The sequence below is a fragment of the Massilia sp. genome (genome assembly GCF_032106685.1).
Classification (GTDB): domain Bacteria; phylum Pseudomonadota; class Gammaproteobacteria; order Burkholderiales; family Burkholderiaceae_D; genus Telluria.
The window spans coordinates 13750-32375 of sequence record NZ_DAMCPG010000027.1; the positions used below are offsets into that span (position 1 = coordinate 13750).

Sequence of the window (18626 nt, forward strand, 5' to 3'; positions counted from 1 at the left end):
GCAGGTTGTTACTAGATGATCAACTTAGCTGGCGATCAAGCCGGCGCCGTCGCGTTGGTGGCGACGCCACCCGAGCCGCTGTCGCCAGGCGGCGTGCGCTTGGTCAGCAGGCCGGCCTTCGGCGGGCGCGGCTCGCGGCCGGCCATGATGTCGTTGATCTGCTCGGCGTCGATGGTTTCCCAGTCGAGCAGCGCCTTGGTCATCATTTCGACTTTGTCGCGGTTCTCTTCCAGCAGGCGGCGCGAGAGCGCGTACTGCGTGTCGAGGATGGCGCGGATCTCGGCGTCGACTTTCTGCTGCGTCGCTTCCGAGATGGTCTTGGTGGCGCCGCCGAAGAAGCCTTCGTTCTCGCTGTCCTCGTAGACCATCACGCCCATGCTCTCGGACATGCCGAAGCGGGTGACCATCGAACGGGCCAGCTTGGTGGCGCGGGCGAAGTCGTTCGAGGCGCCGGTCGACATCTGGCCCACGAAGATCTCTTCGGCGATACGGCCACCGAACAGGATGGAGATTTCTTCCAGCATCTTGTCCTTGTAGCCCGACAGGTTGTCGTGCTCAGGCAGCTGCCAGGTCAGACCCAGCGCGTAACCACGCGGCATGATGGTGACCTTGTGCACCGGGTCGGCCTTCGGCAGCAGCTTCGCCACCACCGCGTGGCCCGACTCGTGGTACGCCGTGTTGCGGCGTTCCTCTTCGCGCATCACCATGGACTTGCGCTCCGGACCCATGTAGATCTTGTCCTTCGCGTCCTCGAAGTCGCCCATCTCGACCAGGCGCTTGTTGCGACGCGCGGCGAACAGCGCGGCTTCGTTGACCAGGTTGGCCAGGTCGGCGCCCGAGAAGCCCGGGGTGCCGCGCGCCAGGATGTCGGCCTTGACGTCGGCGCCGATCGGCACCTTGCGCATGTGCACGTTCAGGATCTGTTCGCGGCCGCGGATGTCCGGCAGGCCCACCATCACCTGGCGGTCGAAACGGCCCGGACGCAGCAGCGCCTTGTCCAGCACGTCGGCGCGGTTGGTCGCGGCGATCACGATCACGCCCGAGGTGGCTTCGAAGCCGTCCATCTCGACCAGCAGCTGGTTCAGGGTCTGTTCGCGCTCGTCGTTGCCGCCGCCCATGCCGGCGCCGCGGTGACGGCCGACCGCGTCGATCTCGTCGATGAAGATGATGCAGGGCGAATGCTTCTTCGCGTTCTCGAACATGTCGCGCACGCGGGATGCGCCGACACCGACGAACATCTCGACGAAGTCGGAGCCCGAGATCGAGAAGAACGGCACTTTCGCTTCGCCGGCGATGGCGCGCGCCAGCAGGGTCTTGCCGGTACCCGGCGGACCGACCATCAGCACGCCGCGCGGGATGCGCCCGCCCAGCTTCTGGAACTTGGTCGGGTCTTTCAGGAAGTCGACGATCTCGCTGACTTCCTCCTTCGCTTCGTCGCAACCGGCGACGTCGGCGAAGGTAACGCTGTTGTTCGTTTCATCGAGCATGCGGGCCTTCGACTTGCCGAACGAGAAAGCCCCGCCCTTGCCACCGCCCTGCATCTGGCGCATGAAGAAGACCCAGACGCCGATCAGGAGCAGCATCGGGAACCAGGAGATGAACACCTGCTGCAGGAAGGAAGGCTCTTCCGGCGGCTTGACGTCGAAGCGCACGCCGTTCTCGCGCAGGTCGCCGATCAGGCCGCGATCGAGCATGGTCGCGGTAGCGCGGACCTTGGTGTCGTCGGTACGGGTTGCGGTGATGTTCGCGCCTTCGATCACGACATCCTTCACGCGGCGCGCCTTCACATCGTCGAGCAGCTCGGAATAAGCGATGGTCTTGCTGCCGCCAGCAGGGCTATGGTTGTCGAACTGCTTGAACAGCATGAACAACAGCAGCGCGACCACCACCCAGATGGCAGATTTTGAAAACATATTATTCACGAAAACTCCTTCGATGCGAATCGCACCAATTGCAATGTGAGATTTGCCGATTTTACCTGCAATAAGCAGGCCGTGCTACGCACAAGGCCCCATGATGCCATATTGCCACCTTTTCCAGTTCCATGCGGCACGACTACGCGGTTCGCGCGTACCGAACGGAGCATCACGGCGTGCATGTGCGGTTGCGATCTCAAATATCAAGGGTTGGATCGCCTGAAACCGCAGATTTATATTCCACTGGGTTCTTCAGACCACGTCCGAGCAGGAAGATTTCCGACGACTTGTCGCGACTTGCCTTCGGCTTGATCTGCTTGACCGTCTTGAACTCCGTGCGGAACTTCTCGACGATCTGGGTGAACCCCATATCCTTGAAGCACTTCACCAACAATGCGCCGCTCGGCTTCAGATGCATTTGAGAAAACTCAATCGCGAGATCGATCAGGTGTTCCATGCGCGCAGCGTCCGCCGTCGGGATCCCGGAGAGATTCGGGGCCATGTCGGACAGCACGAGATCGGCGCGATGTCCCTCCAGAACAACAGCCAGCTGGTCGAGCACCTCGTCCTCGCGGAAGTCGCCCTGGATGTAATGAACGTCGGCAATCGGTTCCATCGGCAGGATATCGAGGCCGATGATGGTGCCGTTGATGCCCCCGCCTTCCTTGCCGGCCAGCTTGCGCCGGGTGTACTGCGCCCAGCTGCCCGGGGTGCAGCCGAGGTCGACGATGACCTGGCCCGGCTTGATGAGTTTTTCGCTTTCGTCGATTTCCTTGAGCTTGAAAGCGGCGCGCGCACGGTAGCCCTCTTTCTGCGCCAGCTTGACGTACGGATCGTTAATATGGTCGTGCAACCAGTTTTTGTTTAATTTGTTCTTGGCCATTCGCGTAGAATACTGCTTTTATAGGTACATCCAAAAATTATTATGCTTAAACTCACTCCGGCCGAGCGCAGCGCGCTGCGCGCCGAAGCCCATGGGCTCAACCCTGTCGTCATGATCGGCGAAGCCGGCCTGACCGAGTCCGTCATGAAGGAAATCGCGACCAGTCTCGACGCCCACGGCCTGATCAAGGTCCGCGTGTTCGGCGACGACCGCGAAGCACGCGTCGCCATGTACGAGCAGATCTGCGAAGAGCTCGACGCGGCGCCGGTCCAGCACATCGGCAAGCTGCTGGTGCTGTACCGCCCGAAGAAGGAAGCCGTCAAGGAACGCAGCAGCAAGGCCGGCAAGGGCATGCGCGAAGTCACCATCGTCAAGGCCAGCGCCAGCGGCACCAAGAAGCCGAGCGTGACCAAGGTCATGCTCAAAGGTAACGAACGCGTGACCGCGGGCGGCAACATCAAGCGCGCCAAGCCGCGCCAGGCCAGCACCAAGAAATCGGCGCTGAACAAGTAAAAAGAAACCGGGGTCTCCCCGGTTTTTTTTCGTAGTGAAGCCTGCGTCGTGTTGGCGTTTGTTGGCGTTCATGAAGCGTCGCGTCTACTCAAGGTTTACGCGTGGGCACGGGGCGCCCACCCTACGCACTGGTGGCGCATACGCCGCCCACGCGGTGATAGTCGGCAGCAAGATTATCGCGCCCGCGAGCGGAGCCGCCAACGATCGCCGCGTGGGCAGCGCAGCTGCCCACCCTACGGCCGGCTCTTCACCAGCAGCACCGCCGCGAGCATGCTCTCGATCAGGTGAAACAGCTGCGACACCCCATGCATGATCGCGAACTTCGTCCACAAGGACGAGGCACGGATGCCTTCAGGGCCTGCGGCTTCGCGCATGGCGGCCATGGCCGGCTGCAGGCCCACATACATGACGAGCGCGCAGGCCAGCATCGCCAGCACCAGCAGGTTCAGGAAACGCTTGCGCCCCGCTTCGAGATCGGGAGAAAAGCAGACCAGCACCAGCATCAGCGCCGCACAGGCAAAGCTGATCCAGGCCAGGCGATGCAGGAAGGCGCCGACGATATCGCCGGCCGTCGTGCCCGAGGCGATGGAAAACACCGCCGGCGCGGCCACGTAGCCCAGCACCCAAAGGGCGCCGGCCCACAGCGCCGCCACAAGCAGGCGCGCGGCAGGCAAGCGGGCAGCGATGGCTGTCATCAGACGTAGCGTACTTCCAGGATTTCGTATTCGCGCGGGCCGGACGGAGCCTGCACTTCGACCACGTCGCCGGCGTACTTGCCGATCAGGGCGCGCGCGATCGGCGAGGTGACCGAGATCTTGTTCAGCTTCAGGTCGGCTTCGTCGATGCCGACGATCTGGTAGCTCACCTTCTGGCCGTTCTCCAGGTCTTCCAGGTCGACGGTCGAGGCGAAGACCACGCGGCCTTCGGCGTCCAGGGTCGCCGGGTCGATGATCTGGGCGGCGCTCAGCTTGCCTTCGAGTTCGGCGATGCGGCCTTCGACGAAGGCCTGGCGCTCCTTGGCGGCGTCGTACTCGGCGTTCTCCGACAGGTCGCCGTGCGAGCGCGCTTCGGCGATCGCGTCGATGACGATGCGGCGTTCCTTGGTCTTGAGCTGATGCAGTTCCTCCTTCAGGAGTTCGGCGCCGTATTTGGTGAGCGGTACGGAAGTGTTCATATCAATTCGCTTCTGCTGACTGAAAACCTGGGTTTTCCGGTTGTTTGTGGACGTACAAGTGAAAACCACAGAGGCGCGCGGCGCAAGCCGCGCGAACTCTGTGGTTTGACGGGTACTACTTGATGCTTAGTTTAAGGTGTTATGCAGGCCTTGTAAATCGTAGACCTTCAGTTCGTTCAGGTGACGCATGCCCTGGATCGCGGCCTCGGCGCCGGCGATCGTGGTGTAGGTCACCGCGCGCGCGGCCAGGGCCGAGGTGCGGATGGTGCGCGAGTCGGCGATCGCGCTGCGCTTTTCCTCGACCGTGTTGATGACCATCTCGATCTCGTGGTTCTTGATCATGTCGACCACGTGCGGACGGCCCTCGATCACCTTGTTGACGGCGGTGACCGGCAGGCCGGCCGCCTCGATCACGGCCGCGGTGCCCTTGGTCGCCACCAGCGAGAAGCCCAGCGCGACCAGGTCGCGCGCCACCTTCACGGCGCGCGGCTTGTCCGAGCCCTTCACCGACAGGAAGACCTTGCCCGACTCCGGCAGCTTGACGCCGGCGCCCAGCTGCGACTTCACGAACGCCTCGCCGAAGGTCTCGCCCACGCCCATCACTTCGCCGGTCGACTTCATCTCAGGGCCGAGGATGGTGTCGACGCCCGGGAACTTCACGAACGGGAACACGGCTTCCTTGACGCTGTAGAACGGCGGCGTCACTTCCTTGGTAATGCCCTGCTCCGCCAGCTTCTGGCCGACCATGCAGCGCGCCGCGACCTTCGCCAACTGGATGCCCGTGGCTTTCGACACGAACGGGACGGTACGCGAAGCGCGCGGGTTCACTTCCAGCACGAACACCGTATCGACCGTCTTGCCGTCGACTTCCGATTGCTGGATCGCGAACTGCACGTTCATCAGGCCGACCACGTTCAGGCCTTTCGCCATCAGCGCGGTCTGGCGCTTCAGTTCGTCGATGGTTTCCTGCGACAGCGAGTACGGCGGCAGCGAGCAGGCCGAGTCGCCCGAGTGCACGCCGGCCTGTTCGATGTGTTCCATCACGCCGCCGATGAAGGTGGTCTCGCCGTCCGAGATGCAGTCGACGTCGACTTCGATCGCGTCGTTCAGGAAGCGGTCCAGCAGCACCGGCGAATCGTTCGAGACCTTGACCGCTTCGCGCATGTAGCGCTCGAGGTCGCGCTGCTCGTGGACGATCTCCATCGCGCGGCCGCCCAGCACGTAGGACGGACGCACCACCAGCGGGTAGCCGATTTCCTGGGCCAGGGCCAGCGCCTCGGTTTCGGTGCGCGCGGTGCGGTTCGGCGGCTGGCGCAGGTTCAGCTTCTGCAGCAGCTGCTGGAAGCGCTCGCGGTCTTCGGCCGCGTCGATCATGTCCGGGCTGGTGCCGACGATCGGCACGCCGTTCGCCTCGAGGTCCAGCGCGAGTTTCAGCGGGGTCTGGCCGCCGTACTGCACGATCACGCCGACCGGCTTTTCCAAATCGACGATTTCCAGCACGTCTTCCAGGGTCAGCGATTCGAAATAAAGGCGGTCCGAGGTGTCGTAGTCGGTCGACACGGTCTCGGGGTTGCAGTTGACCATGATGGTCTCGTAGCCGTCTTCGCGCATCGCCAGCGCCGCATGGACGCAGCAGTAGTCGAACTCGATGCCCTGGCCGATACGGTTCGGGCCACCGCCCAGCACCATGATCTTCTTCTTGTCGGTCGGGGCGGCCTCGCATTCCTCGTCGTAGGTCGAGTACATGTAGGCGGTGTTCGTCGAGAACTCGGCGGCGCAGGTGTCGACGCGCTTGTAGACCGGGCGGATGCCCAGTTCATGACGGCGCTTGCGCACCTCGGCCTGCGTGGTGTGCATCAGGAAGGCCAGGCGCGCATCCGAGAAGCCCTTTTGCTTGAGCTTGTACAGCGTCGGCTTGTCCAGCGACTCCAGCTTCTGGTGGTCCAGCCACAGTTCGATGTCGACGATTTCCTTGATCTGGATGAGGAACCACGGATCGATCTTGGTCAGCGCATGCACTTCTTCCAGCGTGAAGCCCTGGGCAAACGCGTCGCCCACGTACCAGATGCGCTCCGGACCCGGCTCGCCCAGTTCCTCTTCGATGACTTCGCGGTCGCGCGTCTTCTCGTTCAGGCCGTCGACGCCGACTTCCAGGCCGCGCAGGGCCTTCTGGAAGGACTCCTGGAAGGTGCGGCCCATGGCCATGACTTCGCCGACCGACTTCATCTGGGTGGTCAGGTGCTTGTCGGCCGCCGGGAATTTCTCGAAGGCGAAGCGCGGGATCTTGGTGACGACGTAGTCGATCGACGGCTCGAACGAGGCCGGGGTCGCGCCGCCGGTGATCTCGTTGCGCAGTTCGTCCAGCGTGAAGCCGACAGCCAGCTTCGCCGCCACTTTCGCGATCGGGAAGCCGGTGGCTTTCGAGGCCAGCGCCGACGAACGCGAGACGCGCGGGTTCATCTCGATGACGATCATGCGGCCATCGACCGGATTGATTGCGAACTGCACGTTCGAGCCGCCGGTGTCGACGCCGATCTCGCGCAGCACGTTGATCGACGCGTTGCGCATGATCTGGTATTCCTTGTCGGTCAGCGTCTGCGCCGGCGCGACGGTGATCGAGTCGCCGGTGTGCACGCCCATCGGATCCAGGTTTTCGATCGAGCAGATGATGATGCAGTTGTCGGCCTTGTCGCGCACGACTTCCATCTCGTACTCTTTCCAGCCCAGCAGCGATTCTTCGATCAGCAGCTCGGAGGTCGGCGAGGCTTCCAGGCCGCGCTTGCAGATCGCCTCGAATTCTTCCTCGTTGTAGGCGATGCCGCCGCCGGTGCCGCCCATGGTGAAGGACGGACGGATGATGACCGGGAAGCCCAGCTCGCGCTGCACGGCGCGTGACTCTTCCATGGTGTGCGCCACGCCCGAGCGTGCCGAACCCAGGCCGATCTTGGTCATCGCATCCTTGAACTTGGAGCGGTCCTCGGCCTTGTCGATGGCTTCCGGCGAAGCGCCGATCAGCTCGACCTTGTACTTGTCGAGAATGCCGTGGCGGTGCAGGTCGAGCGCGCAGTTCAGCGCGGTCTGGCCGCCCATGGTCGGCAGGATCGCGTCCGGCTTTTCCTTGGCGATGATGCGCTCGACGACCTTCCAGGTGATCGGCTCGATGTAGGTGACGTCGGCCATTTCCGGGTCGGTCATGATCGTCGCCGGATTGCTGTTCACCAGGATGACCTTGTAGCCTTCGTCGCGCAGGGCCTTGCACGCTTGTGCGCCGGAATAGTCGAACTCCGCGGCCTGGCCGATGACGATCGGGCCGGCGCCGATGATCAGGATGCTTTTGATATCACTACGCTTTGGCATTTATTTCTTCTCCTGGGCTTGCATCAGGCTGATGAAGCGGTCAAACAAGTAGGCAACGTCGGTCGGGCCGGGCGACGCTTCCGGGTGGCCCTGGAAGCAGAACGCCGGTTTGTCCGTGCGGGCGAAGCCCTGCAGCGAGCCGTCGAACAGCGAGACGTGGGTCACGCGGCAGTTTTTCGGCAGCGTGTCCGGATCGACCGCGAAGCCGTGGTTCTGCGAGGTGATCAGGACCTTCTTCGAATCCAGGTCCTGCACCGGGTGGTTGGCGCCGTGGTGGCCGAACTTCATCTTCATCGTCTTCGCGCCGGACGCGAGCGCCATGATCTGGTGGCCCAGGCAGATGCCGAAGGTCGGGATGCCCTTCTCGATCAGCTCGGCCGTGGCCTTGATGGCGTAGTCGCAGGGTTCCGGATCGCCCGGGCCGTTGGCCAGGAAGATGCCGTCGGGGTTGAGCGCCAGCGCGTCGGCGGCGGTCGATTCGGCCGGCAGCACGGTGACCTTGCAGCCGCGCTCGGCCAGCATGCGCAGGATGTTGCGCTTGACGCCATAGTCGAAGGCGACCACGTGGTATTGCGGGTTTTCCTGCTTGCCGAAGCCCTGGCCGAGTTTCCACTCGGTCTCGGTGAAGACGTAGGGCTCTTTCACGGACACGACCTTGGCCAGGTCCATGCCGGCCAGGCCGGGGAAGGAACGGGCCAGTTCCAGCGCCTGGGTTTCCGACGGCTGGTTGCCCTGGGTGCCGGTCAGGATGGCGCCGGCCTGGGCGCCCTTCTCGCGCAGCAGGCGGGTCAGCTTGCGGGTATCGATGCCGGCGATTGCCACGACATTTTCGGCCTTCAGGTAATCCGACAGCGACTGGGTGGAACGGAAATTCGACGCCATCAGCGGCAGGTCGCGGATGATCAGGCCTGCGGCATGGACTTTACCGGCTTCGACGTCGGCGGGATTGACGCCGTAGTTGCCGATGTGCGGATACGTCAGGGTGACGATCTGACGCGAGTAGCTGGGGTCGGTAAGGATTTCCTGGTAGCCCGTGATCGCGGTATTGAATACCACTTCACCGGTCGTGTGACCGGCGGCACCAATGGAATAACCTCGGAAAATCGTTCCGTCTGCAAGGGCCAGGATGGCTGGGACGGCTGGGCCAGAAAAAAATGGCGGCAAGGGTAACTCCCAATAAAGTTACCGTAGCTGCGCCACGTCAGACCGACATCCAAGGCCCACGGACGCGCGAAGCTGGTCCGAGTTTGGAGGTCGTTTGGAATGAGGAATGGGAGGTAGGCGCTACGGCAGTAAGTGAATGGCTAAACCCCCAAATTATAGCGCGAATCGAGTGGGCCGGCAATGTACCGACGGATCGAAAAGGGGCTGAATCGGGGTTTTTACTTACTGTCGAGCTGGGATTTTCCGGGATTCAACGGACTTGGTGTGCGGCGTAGGGTGGGCGGCTATACCCGGTGGCTTGCGAACACGCGGCTGGTGCGCCGCCCACGCGTTCAGCCAGTGCCTGATCTGATACTGTGGATCACGAAGCCGGTTTGAGCCTGAAGAGAACCGCCTTCGTGACATGGTGCGGCAGCTCGGGCGCCGCTCGAACGCGTGGGCGGCGAACAGGTCGCCGATATGCGCGCTCCCGGATGGAGCCGCCCACCCTACGGTAAAACGCGCTTACGCCGAAGGGACCAGCGCGGCAATGCCCGCCTTGGCGATCTGCGCATCCTCGGTCGACTTCACGCCCGACACGCCGACCGCGCCGATCACGTGACCGTCGACCACGACCGGCACGCCGCCTTCGAGCATGCCTTCGAGTTCCGGCGCCGACAGGAAGGACACGCGGCCGTTGTTGATGATGTCTTCGTAGATCTTCGATTCGCGGCGGCCCAGGGCGGCGGTCTTCGCCTTCTGCGGCGCGATGTGGGCCGAGATCGGCGCCACGCCGTCCAGGCGCTGCAGCCACAGCAGGTGGCCGCCGTCGTCGACGATCGCGATCGTCACGGGCCAGTTGTTCTTGATGGCTTCGGCCTCGGCCGCGGCGGCGATGGTCTTCACGTCGGCCAGGGTCAGCATCGGTTTGGTCTGCATGGTGTTCTCCTTGTTTACAATCTGAATAGTTATTGTTGCTGCTTCGCCTTGAGCTTGGCCTTGATCTGCGGCATGACCGCCGCGGCGGCCTGCTCGCCGGCGAGGATTGCCAGGTTACGTCCGGCAAAGTCGGCGCTGCCCATCTTGCCCAGCGCCGGGGTGATGACGATGTCGGCTTCCTTCAGCTCGAAATGGTTGATGCGCTGGCCCATGATCGAGAAGGTCTGCATCAGGACGTCGAGCGAGCTGGCCGTGGCCTGGGTGTCGGCCTGGGTCGAGATGTTGACCGCGATGATGAAGTCGGCCCCCATCTCGCGCGTGAACTTCACCGGCACCGGCGCCACCAGGCCGCCGTCGACGTAGGTCTTGGTCCCGATCTTCACCGGCTGGAACACGCTCGGCACCGAGGACGAGGCGCGCACGGCCAGGCCGGCGTTGCCCTTGTTGAAGAGGATCGATTCGCCGGTCTTCAGGTCGGTCGCCACCGCGCCGAAGCGCTTCGGGAAGCGCTCCATCGGGACGTTGGCGACCGCCTTGTTGACGTAGTTCTGCAGGGCCTCGCCCTTGAGCACGCCCGGGGACTTCGAGAACAGCGGCAGCGCCCAGTCCGAGATCGTGGCCTCGTCCATCGTCATGGCGGTCTTTTGCAGCGCGAAGCCGTCGTAGCCGGACGCATACAGCGCGCCGACCACCGAGCCGGCGCTGGTGCCGACCACGATCTCGGGCACGATGCCCTGGGCTTCCAGGGCCTTGATCACGCCGATGTGGGCGAAGCCGCGCGCCGCGCCGCCGCCCAGGGCCAGGCCGATGCGGACCTTCTTCGGTGGAGGCGGTTGTACGGCCACCGGGGTCGGAGGGGCCGGCGGGGTGCTGCCGCAGCCGGCCAGGACGAGCGCGCCGAGCGCGATGATGGAGGTACGTCGAGAGAACATGTGCGGGTCGAGAAAGACTATTCCCGATTGTACCGCGCAATGTGGCGGCGTGGATGAGGGCGGTTTTGTAGGGTGGGTTCTTGAACCCACGCGGTGCAGCGGTCGATCGAACGGGGCGCTTGAAAACGGTCGCCACGCTTCTTGCGGCCGCCGGCCGAGACGACGGTACGCATCGGCACCAGCGGTGGGTTCGAGAACCCACCCTACAAAACCTAACCCGGCAGCGAGGTATCCGGCAGCGACGCGGTGAAGGTACTCCCCTCCCCCGCCACCGAACTGATCTTCAACCGACCGCCGTGGCGCAGCAGCACGTGCTTAACGATCGCCAGCCCGAGGCCCGTGCCTTGCGTGTCGCGCGAGCGGCTCTTGTCGACGCGGTAGAAGCGTTCGGTCAGGCGCGCGATGTGCTGGGGGTCGATGCCGATGCCGGTGTCGCTCACCGCGAACTGCAATTCTCCCTCGGCGCGGCGCCAGGACAGCACGATGCGCCCGCCCTCGGGCGAATAACGCACCGCGTTGGAGGCCAGGTTGGCGAACGCGCTGCGCAGCTCTTCCGCGCTGCCCATCACGTCCGGGCCGTCGACCGACACCGCGATCTCGTGGCGCCCGTTCGACAGCGCCCGCGCCTCGCTCGCCACCGACTCGACCAGCGACCTGATGTCCACACGTTCGCGGCGCAGCGGGAATTCGTCCGACTCCAGGCGCGACAGCGTCAGCATGTCCTCGATCAGGCGCTGCATGCGCTGCCCCTGCTCGGTCATCAGCTTCAGGTGCGCCTCGCGGGTGGCGGCGTCCATGCAGGGGTCCGACATCGCGATCTCCAGGAAGCCGACGATCACGGTGAGCGGCGTGCGCAGCTCGTGCGAGGCGTTGGCGATGAAGTCGCGCCGCATCGCCTCGATGCGCTCGGTGTCGGTGGCGTCGTGGGTGACCAGGATCTGGCGCCGGTTCTCGAAGGGGATGATGCGGCATTCGATCTTGCGGCCGCGGAAGGACAGGGTCAGCGGCTGCTCGTAGCGGCCGAGGATGATGTAGTCGATGAAGTCGGGATGGCGCACCAGGTTGGTCACGCGCAGGCCCTTGTCGCGCTCCAGCGTCAGGCCCAGGTGGCGCTCGGCGGCCGGGTTGCACCACTCGAGGAAGAGCACGTCGTCCATGATGGCCACGCCTTCCGGCAGCAGGCGCATGGCCTGGCGGAAGCGCGCCAGCCACTCGGCCAGCTCCTCCTGGTTGCGCTCGTCCTCGCGGCGCAGGCGGTACAGGCGCGCGAAGACGTCGGTCCAGGCGCCCCAGCCGTCGGGCAGCCTGCCGGAATGCGGGTCGTCCAGCCACTGGCCCAGCTCCTGCAGGTAGCGCAGCTGCACTACCAGCGCCGCCAGGGCGCCGGCCAGCGCCGCCACCAGGGCCGCGACCAGCCCGCCCAGCCACCAGACCACGCCGGCGGCCACGAAGATGGAGGCCAGGCGCAACAGCGCCGGCACCCAGAACAGCAGTTTGGGATTCATCGGACCTTGTATGGATTATTTTTCCGAGAGCATATACCCGACGCTGCGCACGGTGCGGATCAGGCCCTCGGCGCCCTTCAGGGCTTTCCTCAGCCGCAGCACGTGCACGTCGACCGTGCGTTCCTCGATCACGGCGTGGTCGCCCCACACCTTGTCGAGCAGCTGGGCGCGCGAGAACACACGCTCGCGGTGCGCCAGCAGGAACTTCAGCAGCTTGTATTCGGCGTTGCCGATGTCGATCTGGCTGCCCTCGATCGAGACCGTGCAGCTGGCCGGATCGAGCACCACGGCGCCGGCGCGCAGCGGCGCCTCGGCCAGGTGCGGGCTTTTCCGGCGCAGCAGCGCGCGCGCGCGCGCCAGCAGCTCGCGCGGCGAGAACGGCTTGGTGACGTAGTCGTCGGCGCCCGTGTTCAGGCCGGCCAGCTTGTCCTCTTCCATGCTCTTCGCGGTCAGCATGATGACCGGGATGTCCTGGAAGTCGCGGTCGCCGCGCAGCCGCGCCAGGAGGCGCAGGCCGCTCTGGTCGGGCAGCATCCAGTCGAGCAGCAGCAGGTCGGGCTTGCCGTGGGCGATGCTGTCCCAGGCCGCGGCCGTGGTGCCGACCGACTTGATCGTCCAGCCGGCCTCGCGCAGCGAGTAGCTCACCAGTTCGACGATCGCCGGCTCGTCCTCCACCACCAGTACGGTCGTGTTGCTCATCCGGTCAGCCCTCGTGGTTCGCGGGTTTGCTGTGGCGGATGTCGCGCCCTTCGACCACGTAGATCACGTACTCGGCGATGTTCTTGGCGTGGTCGCCGATGCGCTCGATGGCTTTCGCGACCCACAGCGTGTCGAGCGCCGAGGAGATCGTGCGCGGGTCTTCCATCATGAACGTAATCAGGTTGCGCAGGATGGTGCGGAATTCGTGGTCGACGATCTCGTCGGCCGCGATGATCTGCATCGCCTGCTTGCCGTCGAGGCGGGCAAAGGCGTCGAGGGCGTCGTGCAGCAGGTCGGAGGTGGCCTTGCCGATGCTGCGGATCATGTCGAAGTGGGCAAAGCCGGCGTTGCCGCGCGCGTGCAGGTTCTTGGCGGTGCGCGCGATCTTCGAGGACTCGTCGCCGATGCGCTCCAGGTCGGTGATCACCTTGATGGTCGCCATCACGGTGCGCAGGTCGTTGGCGGTCGGCTGGCGGCGCACGATCAGGTGGCTGCAGGCGTCGTCGAGCTGCACTTCGAGCTGGTTCACCGCGTGGTCATCGGCCATGACCTTGTCGGCCTTGGCCGCGTCGTCGACGCGGAAGCAGTTCAGCGCCTCCTCGAACTGGGTTTCCACCATGCCCCCCATCAGCAGGACCTTGGAGCGGATCGATTCCAGTTCCTGGTCGTACTGCTTAGAAGAATGCTCGCCGGTCATCATATTACTGCTCTCCCTGGTATGCGTTATTGTCCGGACCGTCGATCAACCGAAGCGGCCCGTGATGTAGTCTTGCGTCTCTTTCTTGCTGGGGTTCATGAACAGCTGGTCGGTCTCGCCGAATTCCACCAGTTCACCCAGGTACATGTATGCAGTGTAATCGGAGCAGCGCGCCGCCTGCTGCATGTTGTGGGTCACGATCGTGATCGTGTAGTCCTGCTTCAGTTCGCTGATCAGTTCCTCGATCTTCGCGGTCGAGATCGGATCGAGCGCCGAGGTCGGTTCGTCCAGCAGCAGCACGTCCGGCTTCACCGCCACGCCGCGGGCGATGCACAGGCGCTGCTGTTGGCCGCCGGACAGCGACAGGCCGCTTTTCGCCAGCTTGTCCTTCACTTCCTCCCACAGCGCCGCCTTCTTCAGCGCCCACTCGACGCGCTCGTCCATCTCGCCTTTCGACAGGTTCTCGTAGAGGCGCACGCCGAAGGCGATATTGTCGTAGATCGACATCGGGAACGGGGTCGGTTTCTGGAACACCATGCCAATCTTCGCGCGCAGCATGTTCACGTCCACGCCCGGCTCGAGGATGTTGCGGCCGCGGTACATGATCGATCCTTCGGCGCGCTGCCCCGGATACAGGTCGTACATGCGGTTCAGGGTGCGCAGCAGGGTCGACTTGCCGCAGCCGGAAGGGCCGATGAAGGCGGTCACCTGCTTCTCGTGGATGTCGAGCGAGACGTTCTTCAGGCTCTGGCTCTTGCCGTAGAAGAAATCCAGCTTCGAGATCTCGATGGTCTTGGTCTTGGCCGACAGCGTCGGGGTCGGGGTTGCCATAGCTTGGGTCATGGTTTTCAAGATAAATTAACGCGGGGTCTTCTGCGAGAACAGGGTACGCGACAGGATGTTCAGGAACAGCACGGTGAAGGTCACCAGCAGCGCGCCACCCCAGGCCAGCGAGCGCCAGTCGTCGTAGGGGCTCATCGCGTAGGTGTAGATCACGACCGGCAGGTTGGCCAGCGGCGCATCCATGTCGGTGCTGAAGAACTGGTTGTTCAGCGCGGTGAACAGCAGCGGCGCGGTCTCGCCCGAGATGCGGGCCAGGGCCAGCAGCACGCCGGTGATCACGCCCGCCTTTACGGCGCGCAGGCGCACCAGCATCGCCACCTTCCAGCGCGGCGCGCCGAGGGCGAAGGCCGCTTCGAGCAGGCTGTTCGGCACCAGGCGCAGCATGTTGTCGGTGGTGCGCACCACCACGGGGATGGCGATCAGCGCCAGCGCGATCGAACCGGCATAGCCCGAGAAGTGCTTCACGTTGGCCACGTACAGGGCGTAGACGAACAGGCCAATCACGATCGAGGGCGCCGACAGCATGATGTCGGTGACGAAGCGCGTGACCTGGCCGAAGCGGTTGGTCTCGCCGTACTCGGCCAGGTAGATGCCGGCCAGGATGCCGACCGGCGTGCTGACCAGGGTCGACAGGCCGACCATCATCAGGCTGCCGACGATGGCGTTGCGCAGGCCGCCCGCGCTGCCCGGGGCCGGGGTGTCGAGGCTGAACATCGGGCCGGAGAGCGCGCCAAAGCCCTGGATCAGCAGCGTGGCCAGGATCCAGGCCAGGAAGGCCAGGCCGATTGCCATCGCCAGCACCGACAATGCGATGCCGATGCGGTGCGCCAGCAGGCGCCGGCGGTACACGGGGTTCTTGACGATGCCGATCATTTCACACCTTCCTTGCGGGACATGCCCACCAACATCAGTTTTGCAGCGGCGAGCACGATGAAGGTGATCGCGAACAGGATCAGGCCAAGGGCGAACAGCGAGGACACGTGCAGGCCCGGCGTCGCTTCGGCGAATTCGTTGGCCAGGGTCGAGGAGATCGAGTTACCCGGCATGAAGAGCGAGGTCGAGAGCTCGTGCGCATTGCCGATCACGAAGGTGACGGCCATGGTTTCGCCCAGCGCCCGGCCCAGGCCCAGCATCACGCCGCCGACCACGCCGTTGCGGGTGTAGGGCAGCACGACCTTGCGCACCACTTCCCACTTGGTGCAGCCCAGCCCGTAGGCCGATTCCTTCAGCACGGCGGGGACGATCTCGAACACGTCGCGCATCACCGAGGAGATGAAAGGGATGATCATCACGGCCAGGATCAGGCCGGCGGTGAGGATGCCCATGCCCATCATCGGGCCCTGGAACAGCTGGCCGACGACCGGCAGCTGGCCGAGGGTGTTCTGCAGCAGCGGCTGCACGTAGTCGGCGAACAGGGGCGCGAACACGAACAGGCCCCACATGCCGTAGATGATCGACGGCACGCCGGCCAGCAGCTCGACGGCGGTGCCCATCGGGCGGCGCAGCCATGCGGGGCAGATCTCGGTGAGGAACAGGGCGATGCCGAAGCTGATCGGAAAGGCGATCAGGAGCGCGATCAGCGAGGTGGCGACCGTGCCCCAGATGGCGATCAGGGCGCCGTAGCGGTCCTCGATCGGGTCCCACTCGACGGTGGTGATGAAGGCGGCGCCGAATTCCTTGAAGGCGGGCGCCGCGCCGATCGCCAGCGAGACGATGATGCCGAGCAGGGCCAGCAGCACGCTGGCGGCGAACAGCAGGGTAATCTTGTGGAACAGGAAGTCCTGGATGCGCTGGTTGCGCATGGTCTTGCGCAGGGCGGCGTATTCGTGGTCGGCCGCGGCCAAGGGGGCCTTGTCCTCGATGGTGACGGAAGGATGTGCGCTCATGTGATGTTCTTGTGTGTGCCGCGATGATCGCCGCCGGGCTGGCCCGGCGGCTTGGCTCGGTGCTTCGCGTGGTGCTTCTTATCGCGCGATTACCAGACCGCCTTGCCGGCGGCATCCTTCACGTTCGCGCGCCAGGCATCCTGCACCAGCTTGGTGACGGCGTCGGGCATCGGCACGTAGTCCAGGTCGGCGGCTGCGGCGTCGCCTTCACGATAGGCCCAGTCGAAGAACTTCAGCACTTCCTTGCCCTTGGCCGCATCCGCCTGGGCCTTGTACATGATGATATACGAGGCGCCGGTGATCGGCCAGCTGGCCTTGCCCGGCTGGTCGGTCAGCACCACGCCGAAGCCCGGCGCCTTGGCCCAGTCGGCGCTGGCGGCAGCGGCCTTGAAGGCGGCGTCGTCCGGCTGGAGGAAGGCGCCTTCGCGGTTCTGCAGCTGGGTGTGCGCCATGCGGTTCTTCTTGGCGTAGGCCCACTCGACGTAGCCGATCGCGCCCTTGATGCGCTGCACGTTGGCGGCCACGCCCTCGTTGCCCTTGCCGCCCACGCCGGTCGGCCACTTGACCGAGGTGCCGGCGCCGATCTTCAATTTCCAGTCCGGGCTGGCCTTGGCCAGGTAGTCGGTGAACAGGAAGGAGGTGCCCGAGCTGTCGGCGCGGCGCACGACGGTGATGTTATCGGCCGGCAGCTTGACGCCCGGGTTCAGGGCGGCGATCGGCTGCGCGTTCCACTTGGTGATCTTGCCCAGGAAGATATCGGCCAGCACCGGGCCGGTCAGCTTGACCTGGCCCGGGGCCACGCCCGAGATGTTCACGACCGGCACCACGCCGCCCATGATGGCCGGGAACTGGAACAGGCCGCTGGCCTCCAGGTCCTTTGCCGGCAGCGGCATGTCGGATGCGCCGAAGTCGACGGTCTTGGCCTTGATCTGCTTGATGCCGGCGCCCGAGCCCACCGACTGGTAGTTCAGGCCGTTGCCGCTGGCCGCCTTGTACATTTCCGCCCACTTCGCGTAGATCGGATAGGGGAAGGTCGCGCCGGCGCCGGTGATGTTGACCGCCTGGGCGGCGCCCGCCGCCAGGGTGGCGGCGGCCACCGCGACGGAGAGGAGCAGGTGCTTCATACGCATATCGATATCCTTTCAGAAAGTGGCGCGGACTGCGCCCCGGGCTGCCCCGGTTCAATTAGCGCGAAGTCTACTGACCGAATATGACAAGTTGATGACATTCCCATCCCACCTGCGGCGGCGCGCGGCCATGTCATCGAATCGATGACATGGCGGCCGGGCCTGTCACACGTATGTTTCAGCACGGTGTCGGCTTCATGACGAACCGGTCACGGCCGCAGGAGGGCGCCGTGCACGCCCGCGACGTGGATTCCGGCGTCATGGTGCCGCGAAGCGCGAATGGCCGTCACACAATTGATGACGGCTAGTTTCATTGCGTTCGCGGCCGCCCTGCCCGGCGCGGATGGCCGCCACGGCCGCGCGAAGCCGGCTGCAAATATAGGCGGGCCCCACTCTTGTAAATACACCACCGGCTGCTATGCTCAAACTGTCATCTTGACACGGAGGGGATGCTGAAGAGCGTTTGAGTCGTATGTGGAATATGTTTGTATTTGCAATCCTGAGTGGCATGGTTGGCCTGATTGCCTACGAAATCTTCCAGGAAATCGAAGGCAGTTCCGAAGCCCTGCACGACCGCTATCACGAATAGCGAACGGCCCTTTCAAGGGTCAGCGCAAGCAACGAAAAAGCGGCGAGGCCCGATGGGCGCTCGCCGCTTTCGCCTTGGCATCCAAGATTCCTGCCGCGGTCCTTAACGCAGGAAGCGCGAGAGTGCCGTCATGGCGGCCAGCTCCAGGTTGACAAATTGGAAACCGACCTTGAAATCGCCGCCGCTGAGGATGCAGTACTGCGCCTTGGCGCGCGTGTTCACCGGGACGATATTGCCGTCGACCAGCAAGTCGAAGCGCAACTGGGCCGACTGGCCGACGCCGACCGGATGCGGCACGCTCACGCTGACGCCGCTGGCCCCGATGTCGGTGGTGCGGCCCAGCACCGGCGCCGCGCCTTCGACGGCCAGCATGGCGCGTGTCTTGAATACCTTGCGTGGGGACTGCCTTTGATCTGTCTGCAC

At 64.5% G+C, this 18626-nt stretch carries 17 protein-coding genes; 1 reads left to right on the forward strand and 16 read right to left on the reverse strand.

All coding sequences use genetic code 11. The annotated features are described in order from the left end of the window. Nucleotides 1-35: 35 nt before the first annotated feature. Both ftsH and RT688_RS15130 read right to left on the reverse strand, forming a co-directional pair. Nucleotides 36-1922, reverse strand: a complete 1887-nt coding sequence (gene ftsH, locus RT688_RS15125; protein WP_312547637.1) for an ATP-dependent zinc metalloprotease FtsH — start codon at nucleotides 1920-1922, stop codon at nucleotides 36-38. A 190-nt stretch (nucleotides 1923-2112) separates the two neighbouring features. Next, complete coding sequence (locus RT688_RS15130; RefSeq protein WP_313705678.1) at nucleotides 2113-2799, reverse strand: RlmE family RNA methyltransferase; 687 nt, start codon at nucleotides 2797-2799, stop codon at nucleotides 2113-2115. Between the two features lie 42 nt (nucleotides 2800-2841). Between RT688_RS15130 and yhbY the strand changes: the two genes are divergently transcribed. Next, the gene (gene yhbY, locus RT688_RS15135) at nucleotides 2842-3312 is read left to right on the forward strand and encodes a ribosome assembly RNA-binding protein YhbY (protein WP_313705679.1); all 471 of its coding nucleotides are present in this window, start codon (nucleotides 2842-2844) and stop codon (nucleotides 3310-3312) included. A gap of 233 nt (nucleotides 3313-3545) precedes the next feature. On the opposite strand, the gene RT688_RS15140 is transcribed toward yhbY, so the two are convergent. The 14 genes from RT688_RS15140 to RT688_RS15205 form a co-directional block, all read right to left on the reverse strand. Then, nucleotides 3546-4007 (reverse strand): DUF4149 domain-containing protein, encoded by a 462-nt coding sequence (locus RT688_RS15140; RefSeq protein WP_313705680.1) that lies wholly within the window; start codon nucleotides 4005-4007, stop codon nucleotides 3546-3548. Then, nucleotides 4007-4486: a transcription elongation factor GreA gene (gene greA, locus RT688_RS15145; RefSeq protein WP_313705681.1), complete on the reverse strand. Its 480-nt coding sequence runs from the start codon at nucleotides 4484-4486 to the stop codon at nucleotides 4007-4009. Before greA ends, RT688_RS15140 begins: the two co-directional genes overlap by 1 nt. A gap of 126 nt (nucleotides 4487-4612) precedes the next feature. Next, nucleotides 4613-7843: a carbamoyl-phosphate synthase large subunit gene (gene carB, locus RT688_RS15150; RefSeq protein WP_313705682.1), complete on the reverse strand. Its 3231-nt coding sequence runs from the start codon at nucleotides 7841-7843 to the stop codon at nucleotides 4613-4615. After that, nucleotides 7844-9007 (reverse strand): glutamine-hydrolyzing carbamoyl-phosphate synthase small subunit, encoded by a 1164-nt coding sequence (gene carA / locus RT688_RS15155; RefSeq protein WP_313705683.1) that lies wholly within the window; start codon nucleotides 9005-9007, stop codon nucleotides 7844-7846. It abuts the gene before it with no gap. A gap of 504 nt (nucleotides 9008-9511) precedes the next feature. Continuing rightward, nucleotides 9512-9925: a heme-binding protein gene (locus RT688_RS15160; RefSeq protein ID WP_313705684.1), complete on the reverse strand. Its 414-nt coding sequence runs from the start codon at nucleotides 9923-9925 to the stop codon at nucleotides 9512-9514. 29 nt (nucleotides 9926-9954) lie between these two features. Then, nucleotides 9955-10857: a patatin-like phospholipase family protein gene (locus RT688_RS15165; protein ID WP_312547650.1), complete on the reverse strand. Its 903-nt coding sequence runs from the start codon at nucleotides 10855-10857 to the stop codon at nucleotides 9955-9957. Between the two features lie 212 nt (nucleotides 10858-11069). After that, the gene (phoR, locus tag RT688_RS15170) at nucleotides 11070-12362 is read right to left on the reverse strand and encodes a phosphate regulon sensor histidine kinase PhoR (protein WP_313705685.1); all 1293 of its coding nucleotides are present in this window, start codon (nucleotides 12360-12362) and stop codon (nucleotides 11070-11072) included. 15 nt (nucleotides 12363-12377) lie between these two features. Beyond that, on the reverse strand, nucleotides 12378-13061 hold the full coding sequence (locus tag RT688_RS15175) for a response regulator (protein WP_313705686.1): 684 nt from the start codon (nucleotides 13059-13061) through the stop codon (nucleotides 12378-12380). Nucleotides 13062-13065: 4 nt separating this feature from the next. Then, nucleotides 13066-13758 (reverse strand): phosphate signaling complex protein PhoU, encoded by a 693-nt coding sequence (gene phoU, locus RT688_RS15180; RefSeq protein WP_313705727.1) that lies wholly within the window; start codon nucleotides 13756-13758, stop codon nucleotides 13066-13068. A gap of 45 nt (nucleotides 13759-13803) precedes the next feature. After that, nucleotides 13804-14601 (reverse strand): phosphate ABC transporter ATP-binding protein PstB, encoded by a 798-nt coding sequence (gene pstB, locus RT688_RS15185; RefSeq protein ID WP_313705687.1) that lies wholly within the window; start codon nucleotides 14599-14601, stop codon nucleotides 13804-13806. A 15-nt stretch (nucleotides 14602-14616) separates the two neighbouring features. Further along, complete coding sequence (pstA, locus tag RT688_RS15190) at nucleotides 14617-15474, reverse strand: phosphate ABC transporter permease PstA (protein WP_313705688.1); 858 nt, start codon at nucleotides 15472-15474, stop codon at nucleotides 14617-14619. After that, entirely contained in the window at nucleotides 15471-16487 is a 1017-nt protein-coding gene (gene pstC / locus RT688_RS15195; protein WP_313705689.1) for a phosphate ABC transporter permease subunit PstC, read from the reverse strand. The genes pstA and pstC overlap by 4 nt, the downstream gene beginning before the upstream one ends. A gap of 89 nt (nucleotides 16488-16576) precedes the next feature. Next, complete coding sequence (gene pstS, locus RT688_RS15200; RefSeq protein ID WP_313705690.1) at nucleotides 16577-17617, reverse strand: phosphate ABC transporter substrate-binding protein PstS; 1041 nt, start codon at nucleotides 17615-17617, stop codon at nucleotides 16577-16579. Nucleotides 17618-18305: 688 nt separating this feature from the next. Continuing rightward, nucleotides 18306-18626: a PilZ domain-containing protein gene (locus tag RT688_RS15205; protein WP_313705691.1), complete on the reverse strand. Its 321-nt coding sequence runs from the start codon at nucleotides 18624-18626 to the stop codon at nucleotides 18306-18308.

Bases quoted from the DNA above. Each gene is read 5' to 3' on its own strand.
- RT688_RS15130 (WP_313705678.1), bottom strand. From the start codon at position 2,799: ATGGCCAAGAACAAATTAAACAAAAACTGGTTGCACGACCATATTAAC.
- yhbY (WP_313705679.1), top strand. From the start codon at position 2,842: ATGCTTAAACTCACTCCGGCCGAGCGCAGCGCGCTGCGCGCCGAAGCC.
- RT688_RS15140 (WP_313705680.1), bottom strand. From the start codon at position 4,007: ATGACAGCCATCGCTGCCCGCTTGCCTGCCGCGCGCCTGCTTGTGGCG.
- greA (WP_313705681.1), bottom strand. From the start codon at position 4,486: ATGAACACTTCCGTACCGCTCACCAAATACGGCGCCGAACTCCTGAAG.
- carB (WP_313705682.1), bottom strand. From the start codon at position 7,843: ATGCCAAAGCGTAGTGATATCAAAAGCATCCTGATCATCGGCGCCGGC.
- RT688_RS15160 (WP_313705684.1), bottom strand. From the start codon at position 9,925: ATGCAGACCAAACCGATGCTGACCCTGGCCGACGTGAAGACCATCGCC.
- RT688_RS15165 (WP_312547650.1), bottom strand. From the start codon at position 10,857: ATGTTCTCTCGACGTACCTCCATCATCGCGCTCGGCGCGCTCGTCCTG.
- phoR (WP_313705685.1), bottom strand. From the start codon at position 12,362: ATGAATCCCAAACTGCTGTTCTGGGTGCCGGCGCTGTTGCGCCTGGCC.
- RT688_RS15175 (WP_313705686.1), bottom strand. From the start codon at position 13,061: ATGAGCAACACGACCGTACTGGTGGTGGAGGACGAGCCGGCGATCGTC.
- phoU (WP_313705727.1), bottom strand. From the start codon at position 13,758: ATGACCGGCGAGCATTCTTCTAAGCAGTACGACCAGGAACTGGAATCG.
- pstB (WP_313705687.1), bottom strand. From the start codon at position 14,601: ATGACCCAAGCTATGGCAACCCCGACCCCGACGCTGTCGGCCAAGACC.
- pstA (WP_313705688.1), bottom strand. From the start codon at position 15,474: ATGATCGGCATCGTCAAGAACCCCGTGTACCGCCGGCGCCTGCTGGCG.
- pstC (WP_313705689.1), bottom strand. From the start codon at position 16,487: ATGAGCGCACATCCTTCCGTCACCATCGAGGACAAGGCCCCCTTGGCC.
- pstS (WP_313705690.1), bottom strand. From the start codon at position 17,617: ATGCGTATGAAGCACCTGCTCCTCTCCGTCGCGGTGGCCGCCGCCACC.